Below are 25,614 nucleotides of genomic sequence, written 5' to 3'. Positions count from 1 at the left end.
CGTAACGGTTTGCTTCCCAGCTTGATTGATGGCCTCAAGATTCACTCCTAAGGTAAGCCCCACAACAGCGAACCCCGTGGAGCAACCATGACAACAACCATCACCCCCGACTCGCGCTGGACGCGGCGGCGCGACGAGAAGCAGCGGCGGCTCGGGCTGGTCAAAAAGTATGCGGACGGGGCGGTGTTGCCCAGTGACAAGATCGTCGAAGCGCTTGAAGCGCTGATCCTCCCCGGCGACCGCGTGGTGCTGGAGGGCAACAACCAGAAGCAGGCCGATTTCCTCTCGCGCTCCCTGGCCAAGGCCGACCCGGCCAAGCTCCACGATTTGCACATGATCATGCCCAGTGTCGGCCGTTCCGAGCACCTGGACCTGTTTGAAAAGGGCATCGCGCGCAAACTGGATTTCTCTTTCGCCGGCACCCAATCCCTGCGTATCAGCCAGTTGCTGGAAGACGGCCTGCTGGAAATCGGCGCGATCCATACTTACATCGAACTCTACGCACGGCTGGTGGTGGACCTGATCCCCAATGTGGTGCTCTCTGCCGGTTTCATGGCCGACCGCGCCGGCAACATCTACACCGGCGCCAGCACCGAAGACACGCCAGCGCTGATCGAGCCCGCCGCGTTCAGCGATGGCATCGTTATCGTGCAGGTCAACCAGTTGGTGGATGACGTGACGGACTTGCCCCGCGTCGACATCCCCGCCAGTTGGGTCGATTTCGTGGTGGTGGCCGACAAGCCGTTCTACATCGAGCCGCTGTTCACCCGTGACCCGCGCCATATCAAGCCGGTGCATGTGCTGATGGCGATGATGGCGATCCGCGGCATCTACGAAAAACACAATGTGCAGTCCCTCAACCACGGCATTGGCTTCAATACCGCCGCCATCGAATTGATCCTGCCCACCTACGGCGAATCCCTGGGCCTGAAGGGCAAGATCTGCCGCAACTGGACCCTCAACCCGCACCCCACCCTGATCCCGGCGATTGAAAGCGGTTGGGTGCAAAGCGTGCATTGCTTCGGCACCGAGCTGGGCATGGAAAACTACATCGCCGCACGTCCGGATGTGTTCTTCACCGGCCGTGACGGTTCGATGCGCTCCAACCGCATGTTCTGCCAACTCGCTGGCCAATACGCTGTGGACCTGTTTATCGGCGCCACCCTGCAAGTGGACGGCGACGGGCATTCCTCCACCGTGACTCGCGGCCGCCTCGCCGGCTTTGGCGGCGCGCCGAACATGGGCCACGACCCACGCGGTCGCCGCCACGGCACACCCGCCTGGCTGGACATGCGCCACGACGACGCGCCGGAAGCCTTGCTCGAACGCGGCAAAAAACTCGTCGTGCAAATGGTCGAGACCTTCCAGGAAGGCGGCAAGCCCACCTTCGTCGAGACCCTCGACGCGGTGGAAGTGGCGCGCAAAAGCGGCATGCCGCTGGCACCGATCATGATCTACGGTGACGACGTCACCCACCTGCTCACCGAAGAAGGCATCGCCTATTTGTACAAGGCCCGCTCGCTGGAGGAGCGCCAAGCGATGATTGCCGCTGTGGCCGGGGTGACTGCCATTGGCTTGCGCCACAACCCCAAGGACACCGCACGCATGCGCCGCGAAGGCCTGATTGCCTTGCCCGAAGACTTGGGCATCCGCCGCACCGACGCCACCCGCGAGCTGTTGGCCGCCAAGAGCGTGGCCGACCTGGTGGACTGGTCCGGCGGCCTGTACAACCCACCCGCCAAATTCAGGAGCTGGTAAATGCGCGCCCTCAAACTGCATGAACTCAGCCTGGCGGATCGTCTGGCCGATATGGCCGTCGATGCGCTGATCGATGAAGCGGATCTATCGCCCAAACCTGCCCTGGTGGATCGGCGCGGCAACGGCGCGCACAGCGATTTGCACCTGGGCCTGATGCACGCCTCGGCCCTGTCGCTGTGGCCGATGTTCAAGGCAATGGCCGAAGCCGCCCTCGAGATCGGTGAAATCGGTTTGCCCTTGCGCGAAGCCCTTGGGCGAATCGGTCGTGATGGCGAGCAGGCGATGCTCGCCACCACGGGCGGCGTGAATACCCATCGCGGCGCGATCTGGGCGCTTGGTTTGCTCACCGCAGCAGCGGCCCTGGACCCTGTCGCCATCACACTGAACGCAGCCAGATTGGCCTTGCTCAACGACCGCCACGCGCCACAACCCATGAGCCACGGCGCCCAGGTCGCCCAGCGCTACGGCGCACGCGGCGCCCGTGAAGAAGCGCAACTGGGCTTCCCTTCGGTGACGCAACGCGGCCTGCCGCAATTGCATAAAAGCCGGCGGCAAAACGTGGGCGAACAGAACGCACGCCTCGACGCCTTGCTCGCGATCATGACTGACCTGGCCGACACCTGCGTGCTCTATCGCGCAGGCATGGAAGGCCTGCAGGCCATGCAGCGCGGCGCTCAGGCCGTGCTCGACGCCGGCGGCAGCGCAACCCTCGCCGGCCGTCGCCAACTGCACGCACTGGACCAGCATCTGCTGGCCCTGAATGCCTCGCCCGGTGGCGCCGCTGACTTGCTGGCCGCCTGCCTGTTTATCGACCGCCTCGACGGAGCGTTGTGATGGAAACCTTATCCTTTGAATTCCCCGCCGGGCAGCCGCCAACCGGCCGTGCGCTGGTGGGGTGTGTCGGCTCCGGCGACCTTGAAGTGCTGCTGGAACCGGGCATTGCCGGCACGCTGACGATCCAGGTGCAAACCTCGGTCAATGGCGCCGAGCAGCGCTGGCGGCACCTGTTCGAGCGCATCTTCCAGGAGCAGACGCCACCGGCCTTGAACATTGATATTCACGATTTCGGCGCCACCCCCGGCGTGGTGCGTCTGCGCCTGGAGCAAGGCTTCGAGGAGATCGGTCATGACTGACTTGCTCACCAAACACAGCTTTGTCGAACTCGGAGCACGGCAGCGCACCCAGGCGTTGCTGGATGCTGGCACTTACCGTGAACTGATCGACCCGTTCCAACGCGTCATGTCGCCCTGGCTCAGCCGCCAGGGCGTGGTGCCCCAGGCCGATGACGGCGTGGTGATCGCCAAGGGCACCGTCGAAGGCCTGCCGGTGGTGATCGCTGCGATCGAAGGCAACTTCCAGGGCGGCAGCCTCGGTGAAGTCGGCGGCGCCAAGATCGCCGGCGCCCTGGAGCTGGCGGCTGAAGACAACCGCAACGGCATCCCGACCCGCGCCGTGCTGCTGCTGGAAACCGGTGGCGTGCGTCTGCAGGAAGCCAACCTGGGCCTGGCGGCGATTGCCGATATCCATGCGGCGATTGTCGACCTGCGCCAGTACCAGCCGGTGATCGGCGTGGTGGCGGGGAGTGTCGGTTGCTTCGGCGGCATGTCCATCGCGGCCGGGTTATGCAGCTACCTGGTGGTCACGCGCGAAGCACGGCTGGGCCTGAACGGCCCGCAAGTCATCGAGCAGGAAGCCGGGCTGGACGAATACGACTCCCGCGACCGGCCGTTTATCTGGAGCCTCACCGGAGGCGAGCAGCGCTTCAACAGCGGCCTGGCCGACCGTTATGTGGCAGACGACGTGGCGCAGATCCAGCAGACCGTCAGCGCACTGCTGCAACAGGGCGTGCCACACCAACAACGCAGCCGTCGTGCCGAGTTCTACCTGGCGTGCCTGGCCGAACTCGACGCCACGCCGCAGATCGAGCCGGCGACCGTGCGTGCGCTGTATCAGGGAGAACGCTCATGAGAGGTTTGCAGTGGTTTAACGCGTTAAGCGCCGGGGCGACGGCGGTGCAAGGGCTGCCCGACTCGCTCAAGGTTGCCGACGGCCAGTTGAACGGCCAGAGCGCGCGCTTTATCGCCGTGGTCACCGACCCGAACAACCGTTTCCCCCGCGCCCGCAATGGCGAAGTCGGCCTGCTCGAAGGCTGGGGCCTGGCCAAGGCCGTGGATGAGGCCATCGCCCTGGGCGATAAGCGCCCGCTGATCGCCATCGTCGATGTGCCCAGCCAGGCCTACGGCCGCCGCGAGGAAGCCCTCGGTATCCATCAGGCCCTGGCCGCCGCCGCCGACAGCTACGCGCGCGCCCGTTTGGCCGGGCATCCGGTGATTGCGCTGCTGGTCGGCAAGGCCATGTCCGGCGCGTTCCTCGCTCACGGTTACCAAGCCAATCGCCTGATTGCCCTGCGCGATCCTGGCGTGATGGTGCACGCCATGGGCAAGGCTTCGGCGGCGCGGGTCACCCTGCGCAGTGTCGAAGAGCTGGAAGCCCTGGCCGCCAGCGTGCCGCCCATGGCGTATGACATCGACAGTTATGCCAGCCTGGGTTTGCTCTGGGAGACGCTGACCGTCAGCCAGATTGAGCAGCCTACGGCAGACGATGTGGCACGGGTGTGCGATTGCCTGGTGAACGCGATCAAGGACATCCACAGCCCCGATCTGAGCGGGCGCCTGGGCGCGGCCAACCGTGCCGCTTCCAGTCACGTGCGCCAGTTGCTGCGGGAGCAGTGGTGAACGCTCACGATTTGCTCTGGGGCATGACCCCGGCGCACCTGCCCGCCGATGCGCCCGGCTGGGTGGTGGACGCCGTCAGCGCCGGCCACCCGGTGGTGGTGCGCCGTGCCATCGCCGCGCCGGGCCAGGTGGCGGTGGGTGTGCGCGGGCGTTTGCGCGAGCAGCGGTATGCCGCGCTGATGCCGGTTGCGGCGGTGCAACGGCGCGTCACACCGCAGGCGTTGCGCGAGGTGACCTCGCCACGGGATTTACCCGCGCTGCGCGCGCTCGAGCAACTGCGGCCGGTGCTGGCGCAGCAAGACTGGGGCGTCAGCGGCAGTGCCGGGTTTGAATTGGCAAGTGGCGTCGAAGCATTGCATGCCCTGAGTGACCTGGATTTGATTCTGCGGGCGCCCGAGCCGCTGGGTCGCATTGAGGCGCGGACGTTGCTGGCGAAACTGGATGCCGCGCCGTGCGCCGTGGACCTGCAACTGCAAACCCCGTTTGGCGCTGTTGCCTTGCGTGAATGGGCCGGTGCATCGCGCCGCGTGCTGCTCAAAACCGCCCGCGGTGCGCACCTGGTGCTCGACCCCTGGCAGGCCATGGCATGAGCAGCCTTCTGGTATTTCCGGGGCAGGGCGCCCAACGGCCGGGCATGCTCCAGCACCTCGCCGAACCTGTGCTCGAACAAGCCAGTGACACCTTGGGCGAGAACGTTCGCCTGCTCGATTCGGTGCAGGCGCTGGCGAGTACCCGCGCCGTGCAACTGTGCCTGCTGATCGCGGGCGTGGCTCATGCACGAGCGTTGCAGCACACCCCGGATTACGTTGCGGGCTTGTCCATTGGCGCCTATCCCGCCGCCGTCATCGCCGGCGCGCTGGAGTTCGCCGATGCGGTCAAACTGGTCAGCCTGCGCGGTGAGCTGATGCAGCAGGCTTATCCACAGGGCTACGGCATGACCGCGTTGATAGGCCCAGAGTTATCCACCGTCGAAACCTTGCTGGCCGAGATCCACAGCGCGCAAACGCCGGTTTACCTGGCCAATATCAACGCCGATAACCAGACCGTCATCGCCGGCAGCGATGCGGCCATGAAGCTTGTCGCCGAGCGCATCAACGGCAACGGCATCGCCAGGCGCCTGGCCGTCAGCGTGCCGTCCCACTGCGCGCTGCTGGACGAACCCGCCCAGCGCCTCGCCGAGGCTTTCGTCCCACTCAAGACACCGCGCATCACCTACCTGAGCAGCACCCGCGCGCGGCCCATCCATAACCCCGAGCAGCTGCGCGATGACCTGGCCTTCAACCTGTGCCGCGTCGTCGACTGGCGCGGCACCGTGCAAAGCGCTTACGAGCGTGGCGTGCGCCTGCAGATCGAACTGCCCCCGGGCGCGGTGCTCACCGGCCTGTCCCGCCGTGTCTTCGAACAAGGCACGGTGATCGCCTGCGAAGGCGCGCGCCTGGACACCTTGCAGGCCCTGCTGCAAGAGGAGGAACGCCGCCACCGATAAAGCAGCATTCAAGGCTTTCGAAGCACAACAACAACAATTTTCGATCGAGCACTTTGAGGACAACAACAATGATTATCTACGGTGTGGCATTGCTGGCGATCTGCACGCTCGCGGGCGTGATCATGGGCGACATGCTGGGCGTGTTGCTCGGCGTCAAATCCAACGTGGGCGGCGTGGGCATCGCCATGATTCTGCTGATCTGCGCGCGTTTGTGGATGCAAAAGCGCGGTGGCATGACCAAGGACTGCGAGATGGGTGTGGGCTTCTGGGGCGCCCTGTACATTCCGGTGGTGGTGGCGATGGCCGCGCAACAGAACGTGGTCACCGCACTGCACGGCGGCCCCGTCGCGGTGCTGGCGGCCATCGGTTCGGTGGTGGTGTGTGGTTGCACCATCGCCTTGATCAGCCGCACGCACAAGGGCGAGCCGCTGCCCCCCGAAGAGCCGCTGATCCTTGCTGCGGGAGGCCGCTGATATGTGGGACCTCATCGAGAAAGGTTTGGAACACAACGGCCTGATCACCGCGTTTGCCTTTGTGGGCGTGGTGATGTGGATTTCGGTGGTGCTGTCCAAGCGCCTCACCTTCGGGCGCATCCACGGCTCGGCGATTGCCATCGTCATCGGCCTGGTGCTGGCCTGGGTCGGCGGCACGATCACGGGTGGGCAGAAGGGCCTGGCGGACCTGGCATTGTTTTCCGGCATCGGCCTGATGGGCGGGGCGATGCTGCGTGACTTCGCCATCGTTGCCACGGCATTTGAAGTGCAGGCCACCGAGGCGCGCAAAGCCGGAATGATCGGTGTGATTGCCCTCCTGCTGGGCACGGTCCTGCCCTTTATCGTGGGCGCGAGCATGGCCTGGGCCTTTGGTTATCGCGATGCGATCAGCATGACCACCATTGGCGCGGGCGCCGTGACCTATATCGTGGGCCCGGTGACCGGCGCGGCGATTGGCGCGACCTCGGATGTGATGGCGCTGTCGATTGCCACCGGCTTGATCAAGGCGATTCTGGTGATGGTCGGCACGCCGGTGGCGGCGCGCTGGATGGGCCTGGATAACCCGCGCTCGGCGATGGTGTTCGGTGGGCTGGCCGGCACGGTGAGCGGGGTGACGGCGGGGCTGGCGGCAACGGATCGGCGGCTGGTGCCCTATGGCGCGCTGACGGCGACGTTTCATACCGGGCTTGGGTGTTTGCTCGGGCCTTCGCTGCTGTATTTCATTGTGCGTGGGTTGGTGGGCTGACCTCGGGGTTGGCGGTGACTGGCCTGGCGCCATCGGGGGCAAGCCCCCTCCCACACTTGGAATGCGTTCACATGTGGGAGGGGGCTTGCCCCCCGATAGCGATCTCAAGCCTGGCGATTGGCATACATCCGACACTCCGCCAATAACGCCAGCAGGTTCGGGTCGCGCTCCTTGGCCTTCAGGAACACCACGCCGATATGCTGCTGCAGTCGATACCTGGGCTGCAGCGGTATCAGCTTCACACGGTTCTCGTACACCGCTGCAATCCGGCCCGGCAGCAACGCATAACCCACCCCCGAGCTGACCATGCTCAGCAACGTGAAGATGTCGTTGACCTGCATCGCCACCTTCGGCTCGAAACCCGCCTGCTTGAACACTCGATTGCCATCCTGATGGGTAGCAAAACCCTGGGTGAGGGTGATGAAGGTTGCCTCGCGCACGTCGGCCAGGTCGATCTGCTGTTCGCGGTCGAAGGGCGAGTCGGCCGGGGTGGCGAGGAAGATATCGTCGGAAAACAGCGCGATCTGCTCACAGTCCGGGTCGTTGGCGTGGTCGTCTAGGGAGATGAGGATCGCGTCCACTTCCATGTTCTTGAGCTTGTAGAGCAGGTCGAAATTGGAGCCCAGGATCAAGTCGATATTCAGTTCGCTGCGCCGGATTTTCAGGCCCATGATCAATTGCGGCACGGTCTTGACCGTCAGCGAATACAGCGAGCCCAGCTTGAAGCGTTCGGCAGAGAAACCGGCGGCTTCGCGGGTCAGGCGCACGCTGTCGACCACGTCGGCCACCAGTTTCTGTGCGCGCTCTTCGAGTACGTAGGCGCTTTCCAGCGGTGTGAGGTTGCGCCCTTCATGTTTGAACAGCGGGCAGCGCAGGGCATTTTCCAGCGAATGAATGGCGCGGTGCACGCTCACATTGCTGGTTTGCAGCTCGGCGGCGGCGCGGGCGAGGTTGCCGGTGCGCATGAACGCCAGGAAGATTTCCAGTTTTTTGAGGGTGAATTCTTCGTCGATCAACATGGCCGCAGCTCTTGTTCGAATGCCCTCGATTGTGCCCGTAAAACCTTGCGGCGTCGCCGGAACGTCACACGGCGCTTGCACTCTGATGCGCAAGGCTGGAGGCTTGCCGCCAGCCGTCAAGGGTGATGGGAGGTCTACGACAGATGTATCACGGGGAACGTTTCAACGCATGGAGCCACTTGCTCGGTGCTGTCGCAGCGAGCATTGGCGCGGTGTGGATGCTGGTGGTCGCGGCCATGGATGGCAGCCCCTGGAAGATCGTCAGCGTGGCGATTTACGGCTTTACGCTGATCGTGCTGTACAGCGCTTCGACCGTGTATCACAGCGTGCGGGGGCGGCGAAAAGAGATCATGCAAAAGGTCGATCACTTTTCGATTTACCTGCTGATCGCCGGCAGCTACACACCGTTTTGCCTGGTGACGCTGCGCGGGCCGTGGGGCTGGACGCTGTTCGGAATTGTGTGGGGGCTGGCGGTGATCGGCATTTTGCAAGAGATCAAGCCACGCTCGGAGGCGCGCATCCTGTCCATCGTGATCTATGCGGTGATGGGCTGGATCGTGCTGGTGGCGGTCAAGCCGCTGCTCGCGGCGTTGGGCACGGCCGGGTTTGTGTGGCTGGCGTCGGGCGGGGTGCTGTACACCGTGGGCATTATCTTTTTTGCCCTGGAGGATCGCCTGCGCCATTCCCATGGGATCTGGCATTTGTTCGTGATCGGCGGCAGCCTGCTGCATTTTGTGGCGATCATGCATTACGTGCTCTGAATGTGGGAGGGGGCAAGCCCCCTCCCACATTGGGGCTTCGGTGTGCTTAGAGACGTTCCAGCAGCTCACAGGCGCGGCTGCCGACAATCTCCAGCAGCCGGGCCAGCATGTGTGGCGGCGGCTCGTTGGCGCGGGTCAGCGCGTAGAGGGTGATCGGCAGCGGCGGGGTGAGCGTGCGGATGTCGGTTTTGGCCGCTGAAGCCCCCAGCGCGGTGAACGGATCGATCACGGTCAGGCCCGCGCCGGATTCGACCATCGCACGGGCCAGTGAATAGGTTTGCACCGAGATTGTCACCCGTGGCGCGGGCTCGACATTTTCCAGATAGCTGCCCAGCTTCGCCGCGAGCGGGTCGGCGCTGGACAGGCCGATCAGCGGCGCGCCGGCCAGTTCGGCCAACGGCAAGGGTTTGTGCCGCTCGGCGTCCGGCCAATAGCCTTTTGACGCCAGCGCCACCAGCACACCGTTGGCCAACACCTGAGTGGTGAGCCCGGGATGCCCGGAGAAACTGAGGGTCAGCGCCAGGTCGATTTCGCGCATCAGCAGTTTCTGCACCAGTTCGCGGCTATGGTCGCTGGACAGCTCGCAGGCCATCTCCGGGTAATCGTGTTTCCATTGAAGGATCGACGGCGGCAGCAGCGACAGCGCCAACGCGGGGATCGCGCCGATGCGGATGCTTTGCCCAGGTTCGCGGCGCAAGCTTTCGGCCAGGCGCCGCACGCCTTGCAGGCTTGCGCTGACTTTCTCGACTTCGCTTTCCAGCGCCAGGGCCTCCGGCGTGGGCTGCAGTTTGCCGCGTACCCGCAGAAACAACGCAAAGCCCAGCTGCAATTCGGCGTGCTGCAGCACTTTGGTCACGGCCGGTTGCGAGACGTGCAACAACTGCGCGGCGGCGCTGATCGAGCCGGTCTGGCGGATGGCCTGGAAGATTTCGATATGACGCAAGCGCATGGCGAGTCCCATAACCTTTGTTTATAGGTGAGCCATCTTTATTCATTGTCGGTGGCCTGTCACCTGGCTCTACGCTGAGCGCTCTTAATCGAAGGCGGGAGGCTGGGATGGCCAGGCAGGTTTGTATCATCGGCGGTGGGGTCATCGGTTTGGCGAGCGCTTATGCCTTGGTGCGTGCCGGCCATGAAGTGACGCTGATCGACGCCCGCGACAGCCTGGCCAGCGAAACCAGCTTCGCCAATGGCGGGCAGTTGTCCTATCGCTATGTGGCGCCGTTGGCGGATGCCGGCGTGCCGCTGCAGGCGCTTGGCTGGTTGCTGCGCGGTGACTCGCCGTTGAAGCTGCGCCCACGGCTGGACCCTCAACAATGGCGCTGGATGGCCGCCTTCATGGCCGCCTGCCGGAGTTCGGTGAACACGCGCAATGCCGCCCACTTGCTGCGCCTCGCGTCATTGAGCCAGGCCACGTTGCAGCAATGGCGCGAGGATGACCGCCTGGAGGGGTTCGATTGGCGCCGAAATGGCAAGCTGGTGACCTTTCGTCATGCCGACACCTTCGAGCATGCGCGCAGCAAGGTCACCGATGTGTTGCAGCAGCAGGTGTTGTCGACGCGCGATTGCGCGCGGCTGGAGCCGACATTGGCGGCGGCGGATTTTGTCGGCGGTATCTACACGCCGAACGAGGAAGTCGCCGATTGTCATGCCTTCTGCCAACGGCTGGCGGCCCGGCTTGAGGCGTCGGGGCGCTGTACGTTTATGCTCGGGCGCAAGGTCACCGGGCTGCGCCATGCCGACGGTGTCGTACAGGCCGTCGAGCTGGGGCATGAGGTGATGCCGGTGACAAACGTGGTGCTGGCGGCCGGGCACCGCAGCGCCGAGTTGGGCTTGCCAGGGCTGTCGCTGCCGCTGTATCCACTCAAGGGCTACAGCCTGAGCGTGCCGATTGGCGCCGAGCACCGGGCGCCGAACTTGAGCATTACCGACTATGACCGCAAGATTGTCTACGCACGTATCGGCGAGCAACTGCGCGTTGCGGCGATGGTGGATATCGTCGGCTTCGACGCGGGCCTTGAGCCCAAGCGCCTGGCCTTGATCAAGCGCCAGGCCCTGGAGACATTTCCCCTGGCTGGCGATTACGCCCACGCGCTCGAATGGGCCGGCATGCGCCCGGCCACGCCGACCGGGGTGCCGCTGATTGGCGCCACTCGCTACCGCAACCTGTGGCTGAACCTCGGCCACGGCGCCCTGGGCTTTACGCTGGCGTGCGGTAGCGGTCAACTGCTGGCCGAACTGATCGACCAGCGCACGCCCTCCATCGACATGCAGGGCCTGACGCCCCGCGCCGCTTGAATCTCTACCACCCGAAACCAACGGAGAATAACAATGAAAAGAATCCTGTTGACCGGCTGCACCCTGGGCCTTCTGTTCGGCGCACAGGCGCAGGCAACGCAAGCGCCGCAGGACGGCACCCTGGGCAAGATCGCCAGCACCAGGTCCATCACCCTGGGCTATCGCGATGCGTCGGTGCCGTTTTCCTATGTGGCCGACAGCAGTGGCAAGCCCATGGGCTATTCGGTGGACCTGGCGAACAGGATCGTGGCGCGTATCCAGGAGAAAACCGGGGTGGCGGACCTCAAGGTGAACTACAACCTGGTTACCTCTCAAACCCGAATCCCCCTGGTGCAGAACGGCACGGTGGATCTGGAGTGCGGCTCCACCGGCGTGACGGCTGAGCGGCAACAGCAGGTAGCGTTCTCCTACGGGTTTATCTACGTGAAGGGCCAATTGCTGACTGCCAGGGACAGCGGGATCAAAGGGTTTGACGACCTCAAGGGCAAGAACGTGGTGACCACCGCCGGCACCACCAACGAGCGCTTCCTCAAGCGCTACAACGCCGAGCACAAGGCCGATATGTTCGTGATCAGCGCCAAGGACCACGGCGAAGCCTTCAAGATGCTCGAAACTGGCCGCGCGGCGGCTTTCTACATGGATGATGCACTGCTCTACGGTGAGCGGGCCAAGGCCAGGGATCCCCACAACTGGGTAGTGGTGGGGCAAGAGCAATCGCGGGAAATCTACAGCTGCATGGTACGCAAGGACGACCCGCAGTTTCTGGCAGTGGTCAACGAGACACTCGGGGAGCTCTACCGCAGTGGAGAGATCAATGGGATTTACCAGCGCTGGTTTGAACAGCCGATTCCGCCCAAGGGGTTGAACCTGGAGTTTCCGATGACCACTGAGCTGAAGCAGATTATCGCCAAGCCGATCAGCGACCCGGTGGAGTGATCGCCACACACCAAATGTGGGAGGGGGCTTGCCCCCGATGCCTTTGGGTCAGCTTGTACATCCGGTGACTGACACACCGCTATCGCGGGCAAGCCCCCTCCCACAGTTTAGATTGGGGTTTGAACGGGGGGTTAGAAGTCACCCCAGAGTTGCTGGGCGACGGCCAGCGCCACGACCGGTGCAGTCTCGGTGCGCAACACCCGCGGGCCGAGGCGGGCGGCATGGAAGCCGGCGGCTTGGGCGGTTGCGACTTCGCCGTCGGTCAGCCCACCCTCAGGCCCGATCAGGAACGCCAGGCTGGCAGGTTTGGCATGGCTGACCATCGGCTCGGCCACCGGGTGCAACACCAGCTTCAGGTCTGCTTCGGTTTGCTTGAGCCAGTCGGCCAGCAACAGCGGCGGGTGAATCACCGGTACCGTCGACCGCCCGCATTGCTCGCACGCGCTGATTGCCACCTGGCGCCAGTGCAGCAGGCGTTTGTCGGCGCGTTCGTCTTTGAGGCGCACCTCGCAGCGGTCGCTGAAGATTGGCGTGATGGCGTTGACGCCCAGTTCGGTGGCCTTCTGGATCGCCCAGTCCATACGCTCGCCCCGTGACAGGCCCTGGCCGAGGTGAATATGCAGCGGCGATTCAGCCTGGCCATTGAAGCTTTCCGTCAGTTGCACGGTGACGCGTTTTTTGCCGACTTCCAGCAATTGCCCAAGGAACTCCTGGCCGGAGCCGTCGAACAGTTGCACGGCGTCGCCTTCGACCATGCGCAACACACGGCTGATGTAATGCGCCTGGGCTTCAGGCAATTCGTGGTCGCCGAGGCTCAGCGGGGTGTCGGTGAAAAAACGGGACAGTCTCATTGCGGTTCTCTGGAAAAGTTATGCATACACACTTTCTGTCTTCTGTAGGAGCGAGCTTGCTCGCGAAAAACATATAGCCGGCGCCGCGGTGTGCCTGGAATACCTTCGCGAGCACGCTCGCTCCTACAGGGATTTTGGACGCTATCCCGGATCGCGAAAGCCTGGGTGAAAATCCTTAGGCACAGCAACGCTGACCTTGCTGTTGGTGGCGATATCGATGCCTTCACTCGCGACCTCGGCAAGAAAATCGATCTGCTCCGGCGTGATCACGTACGGCGGCAGGAAGTACACCACGCTGCCCAGCGGCCGCAACAGCGCGCCGCGCTCCAGCGCATGCTCGAACACCTTCAGACCACGGCGTTCCTGCCAGGGGTAGGGGGCCTTGGTGGCTTTGTCCTGCACCATTTCGATGGCCAGCACCATGCCGGTCTGGCGCACTTCAGAGACATGCGGGTGGTCCACCAGGTGCGCCGTGGCGCTGGCCATGCGCTGGGCCAGCGCCTTGTTGTTTTCGATGACGTTGTCTTCTTCGAAAATATCCAGGGTGGCCAGGGCCGCCGCGCACGCCAGCGGGTTGCCGGTGTAGCTGTGGGAGTGAAGGAAGGCGCGCAGGGTTGGGTAGTCGTCGTAGAAGGCGCTGTAGACGTCGTCGGTGGTGACCACGGCGGCCAGCGGCAGGTAGCCGCCGGTCAGGGCTTTGGACAGGCACAGGAAGTCCGGTCGGATGCCGGCCTGTTCACAGGCGAACATGCTGCCTGTGCGGCCAAAGCCCACAGCGATTTCGTCGTGGATCAGGTGCACGCCATAGCGGTCGCAGGCTTCGCGCAGCAGCTTGAGGTATACCGGGTGGTACATGCGCATGCCGCCGGCGCCCTGGATCAGCGGCTCGACGATGACGGCGGCGACGCTGTCATGGTGCTCGGCCAGGGTTTGCTCCATGGCCAGAAACATCGTGCGTGAATGTTCTTCCCAGCTCACGCCCTCGGGGCGCAGGTAGCAGTCAGGGCTCGGCACTTTGAGGGTGTCGAGCAGCAACGCCTTGTAGGTCTCGGTAAACAGCGGCACGTCGCCCACCGACATCGCCGCGATGGTTTCGCCGTGGTAGCTGTTGGTCAGGGTGACGAAGCGCTTCTTGTTCGGCTGGCCGCGATTGAGCCAGTAGTGAAAGCTCATCTTCAACGCGACTTCAATGCACGATGAACCGTTATCGGCATAGAAACAGCGAGTCAGGCCTTCGGGAGTCATCGCGACCAGGCGCTCGGACAGCTCGATCACCGGCTGATGGCTGAAACCGGCAAGGATCACGTGCTCCAGTTGGTCGACCTGATCCTTGATGCGCTGGTTGATGCGCGGGTTGGCGTGGCCGAACACGTTGACCCACCAGGAGCTGACAGCATCGAGATAGCGCTTGCCTTCGAAGTCTTCCAGCCATACGCCTTCCCCGCGCTTGATTGGCACAAGGGGCAATTGCTGGTGGTCTTTCATCTGGGTGCAGGGATGCCACAGCACCGCGAGGTCACGCTGCATCCACTGGTTATTCAAGCCCATCGGTGATCTCCTCGAAGCGGTCCCGCAACCTGCGCGGGCGAAACAATCGCGCAAGCCTATGCAATGGTGGCGTGGGTCACAAGCCATTGTGGGGAAATTCGCGGTAAATGCAGGACGGTCTGTCACGTTTCTTGGGAATAGTCTTAATCCCTTGTTAATTTATGATGCATACCTTCTTCATCACATTTCTCGATATTTCAAAGCGAAATTTTCCGCTTTAATTCGATAGGTAAAACGCTAGTCTTGGGCACAGTTCTTACGGGATTAAGTACATGCAGCTACGCAATTCACCGGCCCGCTATGGTTGGGTCAGCATGGTTTTGCACTGGGGCGTGGCCTTGGTGGTATTTGGCTTGTTCGCGCTGGGCCTGTGGATGGTCGGTCTCGACTACTACAGTGCCTGGCGCAAAGACGCGCCGGACCTGCACAAGAGCATTGGTATCACGCTGTTTGCCGTCATGCTGGTGCGTATTGTCTGGCGCCTGGTCAGCCCGCCGCCTGCGCCGCTGGCCAGCTACAGCCGCTTGACCCGCATCGGCGCCGCGTTTGGCCATGCGTTCCTGTATCTCGGGCTGTTTGCCGTGATGATTGCCGGCTACCTGATTTCCACCGCAGACGGTGTCGGTATCCCGGTGTTTGGCCTGTTTGAAATACCTGCCCTGGTTTCCGGTCTACCGGACCAGGCAGACACTGCGGGCTGGATTCATCTGTATCTGGCCTGGGTGTTGGTTGTATTCGCCGGCTTGCACGGCGTGGCGGCACTGAAGCACCACTTTATCGATCGTGATGTGACCCTGACACGCATGCTGGGACGCACCGCCTGACGTTCAACCTCGACTCACAAGGAAAACAAAGTATGTTGAAAAAGACTCTCGCTGCTCTGGCAATCGGTTCGGCCCTGCTGTCCGCAGGTTCGGCGATGGCCGCTGATTATGTGATCGACAAGGAAGGCCAGCACGCCTTCGTTGATTTCAAAATCAGCCACCTGGGCTACAGCTACATCACCGGTACGTTCAAGGACCTGGACGGTAAGTTCAGCTTTGATGCAGCCAAGCCAGAAGACGCCAAGATCGAAGTTAACGTACGTACGGCCAGCGTGTTCTCCAACCACGCCGAACGTGACAAGCACGTCAACACCAAGGACTTCCTGGAGTCGGGCAAATTCCCGGATGCCAAGTTCGTTTCCACCAGCGTCAAGCCAACCGGCAAGAATGCTGACGGCAAGCTGACTGCCGACGTGACCGGCGACCTGACCTTCCACGGTGTGACCAAGCCTATCCTGGTCAAGGCTACGTTCCTCGGCGAAGGCAAGGACCCATGGGGCGGCTACCGTGCCGGCTTTGAAGGCACCACTAACATCAGCCGCAAGGAATTCAACAAGGACGGCATGGACGTAGGTCCACAGTCCGACAACGTTCAGCTGTACATCACGTTTGAAGGTGTGAAAGCGAAGTAATGCTTCGCAGGTAGGAGCGAGGCGTACTCCTCGCTCCTACAGGCAAAAAAAACCCGTATCTTGCGATACGGGTTTTTTTTTTATGCCTCGCGGTTGCGGGTCAGCAGCGCTGGCTTCTCGCCACGAGGACGGCCAGGCAGTTGATCCAACTGCTCGGGTGTCGGGAAGCGATCGGCTTTCGACTCCTTGTGGATGATCTTCGGCGCCGGACCACCGCGCGGGTTTTGCACCGCTGGCTCGGACGAACGTGGTTGCTCGTCACGGGCCGGGCGGCGGTTGTTGCTGCGCGAGTCTTCGCGACGGGCCTGGCCGTCACGCGGTGCACCGCTGCGTGGGCCGTTGCGCTTGGCTGGCGGCGTACCAGTGGTGCCGCCGCTGCTGTTGCGCGGGCCGTTCTGACGTGCGCCCTGTGGCTGACCGCCACGTGGGGCAGCGGCGCCAGCGCCCTGTGCAGGGGCACCCGGACGACGACCACGGCCCTGGGCCGGCTTGGCCTGAGGCACGTAGTCGACGCGGTTACCGAAGTTATCCACATCGTCGTCGAGGAATTCGTCCGGAGCGCGGTCGGCTGTGGCGCGTGGCGGCTGGCTCGGCTGGCGCTGTTCGCGGGCTGGGGTGCCTTCACGGGGCTTCTGCTCACGGGCCGGGCGTTCGCCACGGCTGCTGGTGGCGGATTTTTCCTTGCCCTTGTCCTTGCCCTTGTCGCGACGGCCACCGCCACCACCGCCGCCGTTCGGGCCATCGCCCTTCGGACCGCGTGGGTTGCGTGGGTTACGCACATCCGGGCGCTCGCGCGCTTCAGGCTTTTCGGCCTCCACGGTGCTTGAGTCGAAGCCCATCAGGTCGCCGTCGGCGATTTTCTGCTTGGTCATGCGCTCGATGCTTTTCAGCAGTTTTTCTTCGTCCGGTGCGACCAGGGAAATGGCCTCGCCCGAACGACCGGCACGGCCAGTACGGCCGATACGGTGCACGTAGTCTTCGTCGACGTTCGGCAGCTCGAAGTTGACCACGTGCGGCAATTGATCGATATCCAGACCGCGTGCGGCGATATCGGTGGCGACCAGGATGCGCACAGTGCCGGCCTTGAAGTCGGCCAGGGCTTTGGTGCGCGCGTTCTGGCTCTTGTTACCGTGGATGGCGACGGCGGTGAGGCCGTGCTTGTCCAGGTATTCGGCCAGGCGGTTGGCGCCATGCTTGGTGCGAGTGAACACCAGTACTTGTTCCCAGGCACCGTGGGTGATCAGGTGCGCCAGCAGCGAGCGCTTGTGGCTGGCGGGCAGGCGGAATACGCGTTGCTCGATACGCTCGACCGTGGTGTTGGGCGGCGTGACTTCGATGCGCTCAGGGTTGTGCAGCAGCTTGCCAGCCAGGGCAGTGATGTCCTGGGAGAACGTGGCCGAGAACAGCAGGTTCTGACGTTTGGCCGGCAGGCGGGCGAGGACCTTTTTCACGTCATGGACAAAGCCCATGTCGAGCATGCGGTCGGCTTCGTCCAGCACGAGGATTTCCACGTGGGACAGATCGACGCTGCCCTGGCCGCACAGGTCGAGCAAACGACCCGGGCACGCCACCAGCACGTCGACACCGCGGGACATGGCCTGAACCTGAGGGTTCATGCCGACGCCGCCGAAGATGCAGGCGCTGACGAACTTCAGGTCGCGGGCATACAGCTTGAAGCTGTCGTGCACTTGGGCTGCGAGTTCGCGGGTGGGGGTCAGGACCAGTACGCGCGGTTGGCGCGGGCCGTGACGTTGGGATTTGTCCGGGTGACCGTTGGGGAACAACCGCTCCAGAATCGGGAGGGCGAAACCACCGGTTTTACCGGTACCTGTCTGCGCCGCAACCATCAGGTCGCGGCCTTGCAACACGGCGGGAATGGCCCGCTGTTGCACCGGAGTAGGCTCGGTATAGCCCGCTGCCTCGATGGCGCGGACTAAAGCCTCGGAGAGACCGAGGGAAGCAAAGGACATGAGTAATCCTGTTTTAGTTAGGGCTTGGCCCAAAGGGATAATCTTGCCGGGCGTGAATGGCGCTTAGGGGAGCGTAATCCCGTCCGGTCCTGCTGCGTCTGGCGGGCACTCCACCGGCTCGCGCGGGCTGCAAAGCTGCGCTGTAGCGGGGTTGGGTGCCTTTTTCAAGACCTCAGCGGCCGGGCGTAAGCCTGGCGGAAAGGCCGGAGTATAACAGAGCAATCACTGCGCGCTGCTTTCCTGCTGCTCAACGGTGTATCCGGAGGCGCTGACAGGGCCCGTTTGCGCCTGGATGCCGCCGTATTTGGCGCTCAAGGCGGCATAGGCCGGCTCTTGCTTGAAGCGTTTGAGCTCGGCGGCAAAGCGCTGCACCAGCAGGTCCATGCCCGCGCCACGTCGCACGGCGAGAAACTGCTGCTGATGGCTGACCACCAACGGCGCCTGGCTGACCTTGCCCTCAAGGCCCAATTCCTTGATCACGTGCTGCCCCACCCGACGGTCAGTGACCACCATATCAACGCGCCCGAGCATGAGCTTGCCGAAGTTGGCCTCATGGCTGGGGGCGGGTTCGCGCGCGAAAGCGCTGGATGCGCTGAAAGCTGCGCCATACAGGTAACCGGGTGAAGTGCCCACGGTCAGGCCGCGCAGATCGTCGAGGGTTTCGGCGGGGTGCGGGCGGTCGTTGGCGTAGAACAGCACGAACTCGACCGCCGACAAGGGTTCGCTAGGGTAGAGCAGCAGGGCATCGCGCTCCTGGCTGTGGAAAATGTCCAGGGCGCCGTCGGCGTGACCTTGGTCAAGCATGGCCAGGCAACGCTTCCAGGGCAGGAACTGCCATTGCACCTCCACACCGAGGCGCTGGAATACGGTCACCGTGGTTTCGTAGTCCAGGCCACGCATGCTGCCGTTGTCATCGTAGACATAGGGCGCCCAGGGTTCGGTGACAATGCGCAATTTCTCGCCATAAGCGGCCAGGCTCAGGCAAGTGAAAAGCGTAGCGATCAATAACTTGAAAGTGACAGGCATTCCCTGAGGTTACGACGCTCCCGGGATAAAGAGAAGCTCTGGCGCGCGCTTTGGCGACGGGGGCTATTTTACTGGCGCGTCCATCAGGTGGGCGTGGATCGCGGCTCGCCGCTCGCCGAGAATCAGACGCACCACCGGGTTGGCGAACCAGTGTTCGAGCTGGTGTTCGTCAATCGGGCGTTTCTGGCGTTCCTCCTGGTTTTGTCGGGCCTTGTCCCACCACACCGGGCCACAGGCCTGGTCGAACTCGTTTTCGTGTTCATAGCAGCCGTAGAGGATTTCGCGGATGAACTGCTGCTGATGCTTGGGCAGCAGCAGGGTAATCAGCTTGTACATCATGCGCTGCAAGCGCGGCGGGCGCGGCAGGTGGGCCGAGACCTGGCGCGTGTCGGCCAGGGCCAGCGCACTGGTGGGCGCGGCGGCGTGCTTGGCGATCCAGGCCTTGACCTTGGCCCGGAACAGCTGCTTGCGACTCCAGTAATGGTGGATCAGGTCCGGGCACTCGCGCACGTTGACGGTACGGTAGGCGGCGATGGACAGGCAGAACTCTTCCAGGGTGTAGGCGCCCTGGGCATGGGGAAACAGTTCATCCATCAACTCGATCGAACGGTCGAGGATGTGCGCGTCCTGCTGGGTCAGGCCCATCACGCCGGAGTTGAGGGTCATCATGTCATCGTCGGCCACGCCCATGTCCAGCAGGCGCTGGCGCAGGGCGGTGTAGAGGATGCTTTCGTGGTTGTCGCCATACTTGGTGTAGAAGGCGTTGCACAGCAGGGTGCCTGGCTGCACGCGCTCGAAGAGGGTCATGGGCGAGCGGTGGAAAAACGTGTCGGTGTCGATCAGCAGCGCTACCGGCGACTCTTGCAGCACCTGGCGCAGCACCACGTGCTTGGTGCGAAAGTGGTAACCGTGGGGCTCGCTCCAGCGTTTGCGGGTGGCCTCGTCCAGCGGGCGCACACGTACCGGCAGCAGGCGATAGGGTTCGGGGTTGTCGCTGAATACCTGGATGTCCACGGCCGCATCGGGAGTGTCTTGCAGGAAAGCCAATGCACTGGCGATGCTGAATACCGCTTCCTGATGGTAGGTCTCGGCGCCGAAGACGAGGTAGACCAGCTGCGGACGGGAAGTGGAAGACACTGTATTCATGGACTGCGGGGTTCCCCTCAGGTAGTAAAAATAGGCACGTAAAACGGCAAACGTAAAACGACCAAGGCCCTCGTGAACGAGGGCCTTGGCACAACCGGACAAGCCTTAGCGTGGCAGCTTGAGGTTGTTCCAGATGGCAAGGCTGGGTTCAGCCTGGTTCAGGGTATAGAAGTGCAGCCCTGGTGCACCACCTTGCAACAATTGTTCACACATCTCGGTGATGACCTGCTCGCCGAACGCCTGGATGCTTTTGACGTCATCGCCATAGGCTTCCAGTTGCTTGCGCACCCAGCGTGGGATCTCGGCACCGCAGGCGTCGGAGAAGCGCGCCAGCTTGCTGTAGTTGGTGATCGGCATGATGCCCGGCACGATCGGGATGTTCACACCCATGGCACGTACCCGCTCGACGAAGTAGAAGTAGCTGTCGGCGTTGAAGAAGTACTGGGTGATCGCGCTGTCGGCGCCGGCGTTGGCCTTGCGCACGAAATTCTTGAGATCGTCTTCGAAATTGCGCGCCTGGGGGTGCATCTCCGGGTAAGCGGCCACTTCGATATGGAAGTGATCGCCGCTTTCTTCGCGAATGAAGCTCACCAGGTCGTTGGCATAGCGCAGCTCACCGCTGGCCATGCCCATGCCGGATGGCAGGTCACCACGCAGGGCGACGATGCGTTTGATGCCGGCGGCCTTGTATTGGGTCAGCAGGCCGCGCAGGTCGGCCTTGCTATCGCCCACGCACGACAAGTGCGGAGCGGCGGGAACTTTGACTTCACTTTCGAGCTGCAGCACGGTGTTGATCGTACGGTCACGGGTCGAACCGCCGGCGCCGTAGGTGCAGGAAAAGAAGTCGGGCTGATAGCCGGCCAACTGTTTGGCAGTGGCCATCAGTTTTTCATGCCCAGCATCGGTCTTGGTCGGGAAGAACTCGAAGCTGTAGCGACGGTCTTGGGACATGGTAATACCCTTGGAAACTCGGAATTCCGGAATGTGTACACCGTCAATGTGGGAGGGGCGGTGCGACGATTCGACTTGCCCCCGATGGCGGAGTGTCAGTTAGTAAAATATCGACTGACCCACCGCATCGGGGGCAAGCCCCCTCCCACATTAAAGCCCGCTCCCCGCAGGGGGAGCGGGCAGCAGGCATATCAGTAGCGGTAAGCGTGCGGCTTGAACGGACCTTCAACCGTCACGCCGATGTAGTCGGCCTGGGTCTTGGTCAGTTGGGTTACCACGCCGCCAAAGCCGCGGACCATTTCCAGGGCCACTTCTTCGTCGAGTTTCTTCGGCAGTACTTCCACGGTCAGGCGCTCGGCTTTCTGGGCAGGCGACAGGTCGGCGTACTTCTGTTGGAACAGGAAGATCTGCGCCAGTACCTGGTTGGCGAACGAGCCGTCCATGATGCGGCTTGGGTGGCCGGTCGCGTTACCCAGGTTCACCAGGCGGCCTTCGGCCAGCAGGATCAGGTAATCGTCGTTCTGCGGGTCGAAAGTGCCTGCGCCGGTGCGGTGTACCTTGTGAACCTGTGGCTTCACTTCTTCCCATGCCCAGTTCTTGCGCATGAAAGCCGTGTCGATTTCGTTATCGAAGTGACCGATGTTGCACACCACTGCGCGTTTCTTCAGCGCCTTGAGCATGTTCGCATCGCAGACGTTCACGTTACCGGTGGTGGTGACGATCAGGTCGATCTTGCCCAGCAGGGCCTTGTCGATGCTCGCTTCGGTGCCGTCGTTGATGCCGTCGATGAACGGCGAAACCACTTCGAAACCGTCCATGCAGGCTTGCATGGCGCAGATCGGGTCAACTTCGGAGACCTTGACGATCATGCCTTCCTGACGCAGGGACTGGGACGAGCCCTTGCCCACGTCGCCGTAGCCGATCACCAGGGCTTGCTTGCCCGACAGCAGGTGGTCGGTGCCGCGCTTGATGGCATCGTTCAGGCTGTGACGGCAGCCGTACTTGTTGTCGTTCTTGCTCTTGGTCACCGAGTCATTGACGTTGATGGCCGGGATTTTCAGCTCGCCCTTGGCCAGCATGTCCAACAGACGGTGTACACCCGTGGTGGTTTCTTCGGTCACGCCGTGGACGCGGTCGAGGATCTGCGGGTATTTCTTGTGCAGCAGCTCGGTCAGGTCGCCGCCGTCGTCGAGGATCATGTTGGCGTCCCATGGCGCGCCATCCTTGAGGATGGTTTGCTCCAGGCACCACTCGTACTCTGCTTCGGTTTCGCCTTTCCAGGCGAACACCGGGATACCGGCGGCGGCGATAGCGGCAGCGGCCTGGTCTTGAGTCGAGAAAATGTTGCAGGACGACCAGCGCACTTCGGCACCCAGGGCAACCAGGGTTTCGATCAGCACGGCAGTCTGGATGGTCATGTGAATGCAGCCCAGAATCTTCGCACCCTTGAGCGGCTGCTCAGCGGAGTACTTGCGACGCAGGCCCATCAGGGCTGGCATTTCGGATTCGGCGATAAAGGTTTCGCGACGGCCCCAGGCAGCGAGGGACATGTCGGCGACTTTGTAGTCGTTGAATTCTGCAGGCGTGATTACAGCGCTCATGAAGAGCCTCCATTCGTAGTGTGCGAATGGGCGCCGTTGTGCGTTTAGTATCAGGCCGGTGTTCCGGGCCGGACAACGCCCCATCCGAGCCTGACAGGTTGAACCTGCTGCAGCGCCCCTCGGACAGGTGGCGGGAGAACGGTATCAACTGAAGATGACCGTTTTGAAGCGGAGGCGATTATAGCCGTGTATGCGGCACTTCCCAAGCCTTTCTGTCGGCGGCATGAAGATCGCTCATGGGTGCGATAGTCAATGGCTCATAGAGCTTGGGCCCATGCTCTGCCATGATATTGCCCATCATTGGGCAACATGCTTTGGAGTGATCATGAACTTCCACACCCGCAAATGGGTAAAACCCGAAGACCTCAACCCCAACGGCACCCTGTTCGGTGGCAGCCTGCTGCGCTGGATCGATGAAGAGGCGGCGATCTATGCGATCGTCCAGTTGGGCAACCAGCGCGTGGTGACCAAGTACATCTCCGAAATCAACTTTGTCAGCGCCTCGCGTCAGGGCGACATCATCGAGCTGGGCATCACCGCCACCGAGTTCGGCCGCACCTCCATCACCCTGACCTGCGAAGTGCGCAATAAGATCACCCGCAAAAGCATCCTGACCGTAGAGAAAATGGTCTTCGTCAACCTCGGCGAAGATGGCCTGCCGGCGCCTCATGGTCGTACCGAAATCAAGTACGTGAAGGATCAGTTCCAGGACGACAGTCTTTCCGAGTAACAACGTCGTGGTGTGATTTGGTTTACCAAATCATTCCGCATGGATCGTCGCAAGGCGCTTTCATCACTCAGGCTCACACCCTATGGAGAGCCAGTGTATGAAAGTGTTTAACTCGATCGCCCAGATTCAGCACCCGTTGAAATTTAAAGAAGTTGAGTCTTCGTCCGCGACCAGCGCGAAGACGCCCTTGGTAGAGGGGGTGGGTGAGCGCAATGTGACGCTTTTACGCGATGAGCTGGGGCGGGTGGAGGTGATCCTATCGGCGCCGCCCGCCACGAGCCTGGTGCTCAGCGGCGGAGGGGCCAAAGGCATCGCTTTTGCGGGGGTGGTGCAGGCCCTTGAGGACGCCGGAAAGCTGCAAGACATCCAGTTGGCGTGTGGGTCATCCGCGGGGGCGATTTCGGCGGCATTGATTGCCAGCGGCATGGGGGCCGCAGCGTTCGACAAGTTGTCGGACGGCATCGATCTGCCTAGCCTACTCAATAGCAGGGATGCCTTGACTGCTTGGATGCAAGACGCTAGTACGACCGTTGGCAAGCTCATCGGTCATTTACCCGGCTCCCTCGGCCATGTTTCTCAGCTGTTAATGACCTTGCTGCCGCGCCTGCAAACTGAAGCTTTTCCTCTTGAGGAACTGATCCGCAACGAGTCGCGCCGGTCAATTCTTGCGCATATCGCGCAAAGCCCTCGAGAACCTCGGCCCGCCGAGGTCATGAAGATTGCCGACAAGCTGAATGCCGGCGGTGCCCCGACGTTCGGCGATCTTGAGGTGTTGCACCGGTATATCCCCGCGATCAAGCAACTGAGCATCACCGGAACCGGTATGTTTGCTCACCGCCCGCAGTTGGTGATGTTCAATGCCAGCTTGACCCCGCAAATGGACATTGCGCGGGCGGCGCAAATTTCAGGTTCGTTGCCGGTGGTATTCAAAAGCCCGGTGGAGCAAGGTCATGGCTTTCAAGTGTCGGCTGAAACCACCGCGTTCAAGGATGGTGGCTTGTTGCTCAATACCCCGGCGCCCGGTGTGGTGCAGAGGTCATTTGCTGAGAGCCCCTTGAACAAGCCTGAAGCATTGATCGTCAAGCTTGAGTCCTACACCACGGATACACCGGTGCGAAGTGGCAGCTTTCTCAGCAGCGTGGCTGACCGCATCACCGGCGTTGCACATTCCGCCGCTGAAGCTCTTCAGGATAAAAAGCTCGAAGCCTTTGCCGATCAAATCGTGACACTGCCGCTGAAGACCGAAAAAGGCGATTTTCGTGGGTTGCTCAGCGGGACCGTCAACTTCACGATGCAGGATGATCACAAGCAACACTTGCAGGCCAAGGCGCGTCAAGCAGTGCAAGCGCACTTGGAGCGTCGCTCCACGGCACTTGAGCACCATTCGTTTCAGTCACTGCATGACGCCGTGCTGGCCATGGATGACCAACTGCTCGCCAGCCTGAAGCCGGCGCTGCAAACCGACCCCGCCGCCGCGTATGTGCTGGCGTTCAGAAACAGCGCGCAGCAGGCGTTGCAAGCCTTGGATGAGGCGATCAGCGAGGCGAATCAGGCACAGGACTCGCTGGCGTTCACGCCGAAAATTTCATCCGCGTTGCGCAACCTGGACGCCCTTGCGCAACGCCCTGAGCAAATCGACTGGTTGGGCAGGCGCCTCAATGAAGCAACCCAGCGCAATTTTCAGCAGTTGCTGCAAGTGGCGGCCAGGCAGATCGCGGGCGGTGCATCGCCGATGTCCAGAGTCATCGGCGGCGCTGTCGCCGAAATGAACGTGCGTGATATTGCAGTGAGAGCGGAAAACTTCACACGGGAGGTGATCTACCCCTCGTTGTTTCGGCCTGGCCAGCCCACGTCTAACGTCGAACTGTTACACCGTGCCGCTCAGGATCTGGCCTGGGCGACCACGCCCACCCAGTTCAACCAGGTGCTCGATGCCCTGCGCGACAACTATAAGGCGCGTAACAAACCCTGGGACGAGGCGGCCAGCTCAACCACGGTGGAGATGGCCAAGGCCTGGAAGATGCAGGTTTAGTTGCCTGGCCACTGAACAGCCACTGTGGCGGCGTGTCGTAGCTACACGCCCCCCTTGGACTCCGGATAATC

The 25,614-nt window shown here is 62.4% G+C and carries 25 protein-coding genes and 1 riboswitch; of the genes, 16 read left to right on the top strand and 9 right to left on the bottom strand.

Annotation, left to right across the window (positions count from 1 at the left end):
• Window positions 1-87: 87 nt before the first annotated feature.
• The 9 genes from mdcA (at window position 88) to madM (ending at window position 7,218) form a co-directional block, all read left to right on the top strand.
• Entirely contained in the window at window positions 88-1,758 is a 1,671-nt protein-coding gene (gene mdcA / locus C4J94_RS25555) for a malonate decarboxylase subunit alpha (RefSeq protein ID WP_124388582.1), read from the top strand.
• On the top strand, window positions 1,759-2,592 hold the full coding sequence (locus C4J94_RS25550) for a triphosphoribosyl-dephospho-CoA synthase (RefSeq protein ID WP_124388581.1): 834 nt from the start codon (window positions 1,759-1,761) through the stop codon (window positions 2,590-2,592). It begins immediately after the preceding gene.
• The gene (locus tag C4J94_RS25545; RefSeq protein WP_124388580.1) at window positions 2,592-2,891 is read left to right on the top strand and encodes a malonate decarboxylase subunit delta; all 300 of its coding nucleotides are present in this window, start codon (window positions 2,592-2,594) and stop codon (window positions 2,889-2,891) included. Before C4J94_RS25550 ends, C4J94_RS25545 begins: the two co-directional genes overlap by 1 nt.
• Window positions 2,884-3,726: a biotin-independent malonate decarboxylase subunit beta gene (locus tag C4J94_RS25540; protein ID WP_124388579.1), complete on the top strand. Its 843-nt coding sequence runs from the start codon at window positions 2,884-2,886 to the stop codon at window positions 3,724-3,726. The genes C4J94_RS25545 and C4J94_RS25540 overlap by 8 nt, the downstream gene beginning before the upstream one ends.
• A complete protein-coding gene (gene mdcE, locus C4J94_RS25535; RefSeq protein ID WP_124388578.1) occupies window positions 3,723-4,493 on the top strand; it encodes a biotin-independent malonate decarboxylase subunit gamma in 771 nt (256 codons plus the stop codon). Before C4J94_RS25540 ends, mdcE begins: the two co-directional genes overlap by 4 nt.
• Entirely contained in the window at window positions 4,487-5,083 is a 597-nt protein-coding gene (locus C4J94_RS25530; RefSeq protein WP_124388577.1) for a malonate decarboxylase holo-ACP synthase, read from the top strand. The genes mdcE and C4J94_RS25530 overlap by 7 nt, the downstream gene beginning before the upstream one ends.
• Window positions 5,080-5,979: a malonate decarboxylase subunit epsilon gene (gene mdcH / locus C4J94_RS25525; RefSeq protein WP_124388576.1), complete on the top strand. Its 900-nt coding sequence runs from the start codon at window positions 5,080-5,082 to the stop codon at window positions 5,977-5,979. The genes C4J94_RS25530 and mdcH overlap by 4 nt, the downstream gene beginning before the upstream one ends.
• A 68-nt stretch (window positions 5,980-6,047) precedes the next feature.
• On the top strand, window positions 6,048-6,452 hold the full coding sequence (gene madL, locus C4J94_RS25520; RefSeq protein ID WP_003234565.1) for a malonate transporter subunit MadL: 405 nt from the start codon (window positions 6,048-6,050) through the stop codon (window positions 6,450-6,452).
• Window position 6,453: 1 nt separating this feature from the next.
• Entirely contained in the window at window positions 6,454-7,218 is a 765-nt protein-coding gene (gene madM, locus C4J94_RS25515; protein ID WP_124388575.1) for a malonate transporter subunit MadM, read from the top strand.
• 104 nt (window positions 7,219-7,322) lie between these two features.
• On the opposite strand, the gene C4J94_RS25510 is transcribed toward madM, so the two are convergent.
• Window positions 7,323-8,237 (bottom strand): LysR substrate-binding domain-containing protein, encoded by a 915-nt coding sequence (locus C4J94_RS25510; RefSeq protein WP_124388574.1) that lies wholly within the window; start codon window positions 8,235-8,237, stop codon window positions 7,323-7,325.
• 143 nt (window positions 8,238-8,380) lie between these two features.
• Here C4J94_RS25510 and C4J94_RS25505 point away from each other — a divergent pair, with 143 nt between their 5' ends.
• Entirely contained in the window at window positions 8,381-8,998 is a 618-nt protein-coding gene (locus tag C4J94_RS25505; RefSeq protein WP_124388573.1) for a hemolysin III family protein, read from the top strand.
• Window positions 8,999-9,044: 46 nt separating this feature from the next.
• Here C4J94_RS25505 and C4J94_RS25500 read toward each other — a convergent pair whose 3' ends face one another.
• Window positions 9,045-9,947 (bottom strand): LysR family transcriptional regulator, encoded by a 903-nt coding sequence (locus tag C4J94_RS25500; RefSeq protein WP_124388572.1) that lies wholly within the window; start codon window positions 9,945-9,947, stop codon window positions 9,045-9,047.
• 74 nt (window positions 9,948-10,021) lie between these two features.
• Between C4J94_RS25500 and C4J94_RS25495 the strand changes: the two genes are divergently transcribed.
• Window positions 10,022-11,296, top strand: coding sequence for a D-amino acid dehydrogenase (locus tag C4J94_RS25495; RefSeq protein ID WP_256657737.1), 1,275 nt, complete (start codon window positions 10,022-10,024; stop codon window positions 11,294-11,296).
• A 33-nt stretch (window positions 11,297-11,329) separates the two neighbouring features.
• The gene (locus tag C4J94_RS25490) at window positions 11,330-12,232 is read left to right on the top strand and encodes a transporter substrate-binding domain-containing protein (protein ID WP_124388570.1); all 903 of its coding nucleotides are present in this window, start codon (window positions 11,330-11,332) and stop codon (window positions 12,230-12,232) included.
• A gap of 131 nt (window positions 12,233-12,363) precedes the next feature.
• Here the strand turns inward: C4J94_RS25490 and C4J94_RS25485 are convergent, their stop codons facing one another.
• Together C4J94_RS25485 and C4J94_RS25480 are read right to left on the bottom strand one after the other, a co-directional pair.
• Window positions 12,364-13,083 (bottom strand): 16S rRNA (uracil(1498)-N(3))-methyltransferase, encoded by a 720-nt coding sequence (locus C4J94_RS25485; protein ID WP_124388569.1) that lies wholly within the window; start codon window positions 13,081-13,083, stop codon window positions 12,364-12,366.
• Between the two features lie 141 nt (window positions 13,084-13,224).
• Entirely contained in the window at window positions 13,225-14,631 is a 1,407-nt protein-coding gene (locus tag C4J94_RS25480; RefSeq protein WP_124388568.1) for an adenosylmethionine--8-amino-7-oxononanoate transaminase, read from the bottom strand.
• 272 nt (window positions 14,632-14,903) lie between these two features.
• Here C4J94_RS25480 and C4J94_RS25475 point away from each other — a divergent pair, with 272 nt between their 5' ends.
• Both C4J94_RS25475 and C4J94_RS25470 read left to right on the top strand, forming a co-directional pair.
• Entirely contained in the window at window positions 14,904-15,455 is a 552-nt protein-coding gene (locus tag C4J94_RS25475; protein ID WP_124388567.1) for a cytochrome b, read from the top strand.
• 32 nt (window positions 15,456-15,487) lie between these two features.
• Window positions 15,488-16,087, top strand: coding sequence for a YceI family protein (locus C4J94_RS25470; protein WP_124388566.1), 600 nt, complete (start codon window positions 15,488-15,490; stop codon window positions 16,085-16,087).
• A gap of 80 nt (window positions 16,088-16,167) precedes the next feature.
• Here the strand turns inward: C4J94_RS25470 and C4J94_RS25465 are convergent, their stop codons facing one another.
• The 5 genes from C4J94_RS25465 to ahcY all read right to left on the bottom strand — a co-directional run bounded on the left by C4J94_RS25465 (window position 16,168) and on the right by ahcY (window position 22,781).
• Complete coding sequence (locus C4J94_RS25465) at window positions 16,168-18,057, bottom strand: DEAD/DEAH box helicase (RefSeq protein ID WP_124388565.1); 1,890 nt, start codon at window positions 18,055-18,057, stop codon at window positions 16,168-16,170.
• 222 nt (window positions 18,058-18,279) lie between these two features.
• A complete protein-coding gene (locus C4J94_RS25460; RefSeq protein WP_124388564.1) occupies window positions 18,280-19,083 on the bottom strand; it encodes an ABC transporter substrate-binding protein in 804 nt (267 codons plus the stop codon).
• A 63-nt stretch (window positions 19,084-19,146) separates the two neighbouring features.
• Window positions 19,147-20,229 carry a hypothetical protein gene (locus C4J94_RS25455; protein WP_124388563.1) on the bottom strand — a complete coding sequence of 361 codons (1,083 nt, stop codon included), beginning with the start codon at window positions 20,227-20,229 and terminating at the stop codon, window positions 19,147-19,149.
• A 105-nt stretch (window positions 20,230-20,334) separates the two neighbouring features.
• A complete protein-coding gene (gene metF / locus C4J94_RS25450) occupies window positions 20,335-21,180 on the bottom strand; it encodes a methylenetetrahydrofolate reductase [NAD(P)H] (protein WP_124388562.1) in 846 nt (281 codons plus the stop codon).
• Window positions 21,181-21,371: 191 nt separating this feature from the next.
• Complete coding sequence (gene ahcY / locus C4J94_RS25445; protein WP_124388561.1) at window positions 21,372-22,781, bottom strand: adenosylhomocysteinase; 1,410 nt, start codon at window positions 22,779-22,781, stop codon at window positions 21,372-21,374.
• Window positions 22,782-22,802: 21 nt separating this feature from the next.
• A riboswitch (S-adenosyl-L-homocysteine riboswitch) is annotated at window positions 22,803-22,908 on the bottom strand.
• A 198-nt stretch (window positions 22,909-23,106) separates the two neighbouring features.
• Between ahcY and C4J94_RS25440 the strand changes: the two genes are divergently transcribed.
• Both C4J94_RS25440 and C4J94_RS25435 read left to right on the top strand, forming a co-directional pair.
• On the top strand, window positions 23,107-23,511 hold the full coding sequence (locus C4J94_RS25440) for an acyl-CoA thioesterase (protein WP_057702153.1): 405 nt from the start codon (window positions 23,107-23,109) through the stop codon (window positions 23,509-23,511).
• A gap of 97 nt (window positions 23,512-23,608) precedes the next feature.
• The gene (locus C4J94_RS25435; protein WP_124388560.1) at window positions 23,609-25,543 is read left to right on the top strand and encodes a patatin-like phospholipase family protein; all 1,935 of its coding nucleotides are present in this window, start codon (window positions 23,609-23,611) and stop codon (window positions 25,541-25,543) included.
• Window positions 25,544-25,614 lie beyond the last annotated feature (71 nt).

Origin of the sequence: Pseudomonas sp. R5-89-07 (assembly GCF_003851685.1) — a bacterium.
In the GTDB taxonomy this organism is placed as follows: domain Bacteria; phylum Pseudomonadota; class Gammaproteobacteria; order Pseudomonadales; family Pseudomonadaceae; genus Aquipseudomonas.
The sequence above is the reverse complement of the archived record's forward strand: the minus strand, read 5'-3'. Positions and strand labels throughout refer to the sequence as shown.